The sequence below is a fragment of the Roseateles sp. genome (assembly GCF_031397715.1).
Lineage (GTDB): Bacteria > Pseudomonadota > Gammaproteobacteria > Burkholderiales > Burkholderiaceae_C > Paucibacter_A.
Genome location: NZ_JANNMI010000212.1, coordinates 1 through 4,166 on the forward strand (window position 1 = coordinate 1; position 4,166 = coordinate 4,166).

4 protein-coding genes and 1 pseudogene are annotated in these 4,166 nt (G+C 63.7%); 1 reads left to right on the forward strand and 4 read right to left on the reverse strand.

The genetic code is table 11. From position 1 onward, the window contains the following. The 3 genes from RMO57_RS09285 to RMO57_RS09295 form a co-directional block, all read right to left on the reverse strand. Nucleotides 1-715 (reverse strand): cbb3-type cytochrome c oxidase subunit I (locus tag RMO57_RS09285; RefSeq protein WP_310385963.1); only part of this gene is annotated, 715 nt, incomplete at its 3' end. Between the two features lie 21 nt (nucleotides 716-736). Then, complete coding sequence (ccoS, locus tag RMO57_RS09290; protein ID WP_310385965.1) at nucleotides 737-937, reverse strand: cbb3-type cytochrome oxidase assembly protein CcoS; 201 nt, start codon at nucleotides 935-937, stop codon at nucleotides 737-739. A 7-nt stretch (nucleotides 938-944) separates the two neighbouring features. Continuing rightward, nucleotides 945-3,239: a cation-translocating P-type ATPase gene (locus RMO57_RS09295; protein WP_310385967.1), complete on the reverse strand. Its 2,295-nt coding sequence runs from the start codon at nucleotides 3,237-3,239 to the stop codon at nucleotides 945-947. 45 nt (nucleotides 3,240-3,284) lie between these two features. Here RMO57_RS09295 and RMO57_RS09300 point away from each other — a divergent pair, with 45 nt between their 5' ends. Beyond that, complete coding sequence (locus tag RMO57_RS09300) at nucleotides 3,285-3,818, forward strand: DUF192 domain-containing protein (protein WP_310385970.1); 534 nt, start codon at nucleotides 3,285-3,287, stop codon at nucleotides 3,816-3,818. 62 nt (nucleotides 3,819-3,880) lie between these two features. Here the strand turns inward: RMO57_RS09300 and RMO57_RS09305 are convergent. Beyond that, nucleotides 3,881-4,039 (reverse strand): annotated as a pseudogene (locus RMO57_RS09305) (Fe-Mn family superoxide dismutase); the annotation flags it as partial. Nucleotides 4,040-4,166: the final 127 nt, after the last annotated feature.

The window sequence follows — 4,166 nt, forward strand, 5'->3', positions numbered from 1 at the left end:
GCCGCTCAGCCTGCTTTGGAACGAAGTAATACATCATCCCGAGGAAACCTGCCGTCAGAAAGAAGCCGACGGCATTGTGCCCATACCACCACTGGATCATCGCGTCCTGCACACCCGCGTAGGCCGAGTAGCTCTTGAACAGGCCGACGGGGATGGCGGCGCTGTTGACCAGATGCAGCAGCGCCACCGCCAAGATGAAGGCGCCGAAGAACCAGTTGGCCACATAAATGTGCCTGACCTTGCGGATGGCGACGGTGCCGAAAAACACGATCGCATAAGACACCCACACCAGGGTGATCAGAATGTCGATCGGCCACTCCAGCTCGGCATACTCCTTGCCTTGTGTGAAGCCCATGGGCAGCGTGATTGCCGCTGAGACAATCACCAACTGCCAGCCCCAGAACGTGAACCAAGCCAGGCCGGGTGCGAACAAGCGCGTGTAACCGGTGCGCTGAACCACGTGGTAAGCGGTCGCGAACAGCGAGCAGCCGCCGAAGGCAAAAATGACGGCATTGGTGTGCAACGGTCGCAAGCGGCCATAGCTGAGCCACGGAATACCCAAATTGAGCTCGGGCCAAGTCAGTTGGGCGGCAATGATCACCCCCACCAACATCCCCACGACGCCCCACAGCACGGCGGCCAGTGCAAAGGCTCGCACCACGCCGTCTTCGTACACCTCTCCGGTAGAACTTACCGGTCCAGCGGTTTTTGCCATTGTGTTGGCTCCTTGCGACTTCTAGTTAGACGAGCGCGATTCTTCGCGAACGTCAGGTGGCGGAACTTGATGTTCATCAAATCCATGATCATCTTCGAGGATTCGAATGCCTTCCCGTTCCAAATCTTCCAGTTGACCGTTGTTAATTGCCCAACCAAAGACGCCGACGATCAGCAGCACCAAGAGCACGGACAAGGGGATCAACAAATACAAAATATCCATTTTTCAGTTAAGCCAGCGTTCGCGCCAAGCGCTGCGCATTCAAAACGACAAGCAAAGAGCTGGCCGCCATGCCTAAGCCTGCGGCCCAGGGCGGCAGCAACCCAGCCAGGGCCAACGGGATGCAGGCGGCGTTGTAGAGCGCTGCCCAGAGCAGGTTCTGACGAATCACGCGGTCGGTGCGCAAGGCCAAGCTGCGCGCAAGGGCCAGGTCCATCAAGCGGTTTGACAGCAGCAAGGCATCGGCGCTGACCCGGGCCAGCATCGCGCCTTGCCCCATCACCACGCTGGCGTCGGCGCGCGCTAAAACCGGCGCATCATTGATGCCGTCACCGACCATCAGCACGCAGCGTCCCTCGGCTTGCAGCTGACTCACCACCGCCAGCTTGCAGGCCGGCGTCGCCCCGCCCAGCGAGGCCTGTACACCGGCCGCCGCCGCCAACGCCTGGACGCGCTCACTCGCATCGCCCGAGAGCAGCAGGCTGCGCAGACCCTGCGCGTGCAAGGCCGCCAGCGCCGCCGGCGCATCGGCGCGCATCAACTCGCCGAAACGCATGCACAAGCGCTGGCCGGCGCCGCCAAACGCCAGCTGAGCGCCGGCCAACTCACCTGGCGCTCGCTCGCCCAGACCCTCATTCACCCAAGCCAAGGCACCCAGACGCCAAATTTGCCCCTGCGTATCAAGCGCTTGCAGGCCCAGCCCCGGCAACTCCTGGATTTGCGTCCAATCGCCCGCCTCATGTGCGGCGCCGCCGGCGGCGACCAGGGCGCGCGAGAACGGATGTTTCGAATGCCTTGCCATCGACCGTGCTGCGCTCAACAAACTGACCGCCTCGCCCCCTGCGGCCTGGGTCTGCAGCAGCTCCATTCCCTCCTCGGTCAAGGTGCCGGTCTTGTCCAGCACCACCATGTCCACCTTGCAAAGCGTGTCCAACAGCTCCAGCCGCACCAGCAGCATGCCGCGGCGGGCCAAGGCAGCGGTGGCCGCCAGGCGGGCCGCCGGCGCTGCCAGCGACAGCGCACAAGGGCAGGTGACGATCAAGACCGACACGGCCACCCAAACCGCCTTTGAAGGGTCAATGAAACTCCAGAGCAGTGCTCCGCCCGCCGCCAAGGCCAACACTGCCCAAAGAAACGGCCCGGCGATGCGTTCGGCCAACTCGGTGGCGGCCGGGCGCTGCGTCAAGGCTTCACGCATCAAGCGCTGAATCGCTTGGTGACGGGTGTCCGCCCCGACCCGCTGCACCCGCACCAACACCGGCGCCTGCAGGTTCAAACTGGCCGCCACCACCTCGTCGCCGACGACCTTGGTAACCGGCAGTGACTCGCCGGTCAGCAGCGCCTCATTGGCGCTGGTGCAACCCGACTCGACGCGCCCGTCGGCAGGAAACGCCTGCCCGGCACAGACCCGCACCAGGTCGCCGACGCGCAAACGGCTGGGCGCCACATGGCTGCTGCTGCCGTCGGCCTCCAAACGCTCCACCGCATCCGGCAAGGCGGCGCTGGTTTGCTCCAAGGCGGCGGCGGCGCGGTGGCGCGCCCGCATTTCCAAAAAGCGACCGGCCAAAAGGAAGGCAACAAACATCGTCAGCGAATCGAAATAGACCTCATCACCGAAAACGCCACCCGGCTCAAACAGCGCGCCGCTGCTGGCCACAAAGGTGGTCGCCAAACCCAGCGCCACCGGCACATCCATGCCAAGACGGCGCGCCCGGATCTGCCGCCATGCAGCGCTGAAGAAGGGCCCAGCGGCGAACATCAACACCGGCAGGCTCAGCACCCAAGACGCCCATTGCAGCAGCCGTGCCAAATCCGGACTCAGGTCGCCGGGTGCAGCAAAATAGGCCGGTGCCGCCATCATCATCACCTGCATCATCAAGAAAACCGCCACGAACAAGCGCCACAGGGCCGTTCGGTGCTCGCGCTCGCGCAGCTGGCGGGCCGGTGCGGCGGCGTCGGGCGCGGCACCATAACCGGCTCGCTCGACGCGCTCCAACACGGTCGCCAGGCGGATTTGCGCTGGCTGCCAGCGCAGGCTCAGCCGCGCGCTGGCCGCATTGACCCGGGCCGCCTGTACGCCCGGCAACTCCAGCAGGGCCCGCTCGATGATGCCGGCGCAAGCCGCGCAATGCAGGCCAGAGAGCTGAAACTGCGACTCCGCCGAGGCCGACTCGCCGGCTGCGGCGGCCACCCAGCGCGAGAACGGCGCCAGCAGATCGGGGTCGTCAAGCGCAGTGCGGCCATTCACGGCCAATGCGGCACCGGTGTCGGCAGGGAGAAGGAGCTTGGGAACAGAAATCATCATGGGAATATCAGCAGGATAATCTAGACGAGTCCACAGGCAAGCCAAATGATATTCATCAAAACCCCTAATTTTCTGAAGCGTTCTCAACATGCCCGCGTTGACAGGCCCGGCGGTCTGTCGCGCCACATCCACAGTGCGACGAGCTTGCTGATCCTGTTGGGTGCGGCGGTGTTCAGCAGCCAGTTGGCCACAGCGCAAGAGAGGCCGCAAAGTCTGCCGACCATCGCGCTCGGTGCCGGCATGCATGTGATACGCGCCGAGGTGGCACAGTCACCCGAGCAGCGCGCAACCGGCCTGATGAACCGGCCCAGCATGGCCGCCAACGACGGCATGCTGTTTGTGTTCGAGGAAGCCATGCCGCAGTGCTTCTGGATGAAAAACACCTTGCTGCCGCTGTCGATCGCCTTCATCGCCGATGACGGCAGCGTCGTCAACATCGCCGAGATGAAGCCGCAGTCGCTGGACTCGCATTGCTCCACCAAGCCGGTGCGCTATGCACTGGAGATGAACCAAGGTTGGTTCGCCAAACGCGGCATCAAGGCCGGTAGCAAATTGACCGGCCGGCCCTGGGGCCAATAGTCCAACATCCAGGGCGTAAAAAAAGCCGGTCAACGACCGGCCCTTGTCACAGCGCAAATGCTTTATGCAAAATTAGCCTGCGCGAAATCCCAGTTAACCAGGCTGTTCAGGAAGGTCTCGACAAACTTGGGGCGCATATTGCGGTAGTCGATGTAGTAAGCGTGCTCCCACACGTCGATGGTCAGCAGGGCTTTGTCAGCGGAAGTCAGCGGCGTGCCGGCCCGCCAAGCGGCACCGGGCCGATGACATTGACGCCCGCAGCTTTCACGCGCCCGACCATGCCATCGAAATGCCCCGGTGCGAGGTGGAAGGCGATGTGCTGCATGCCGCCGGGCAGGTCGCGGTTCT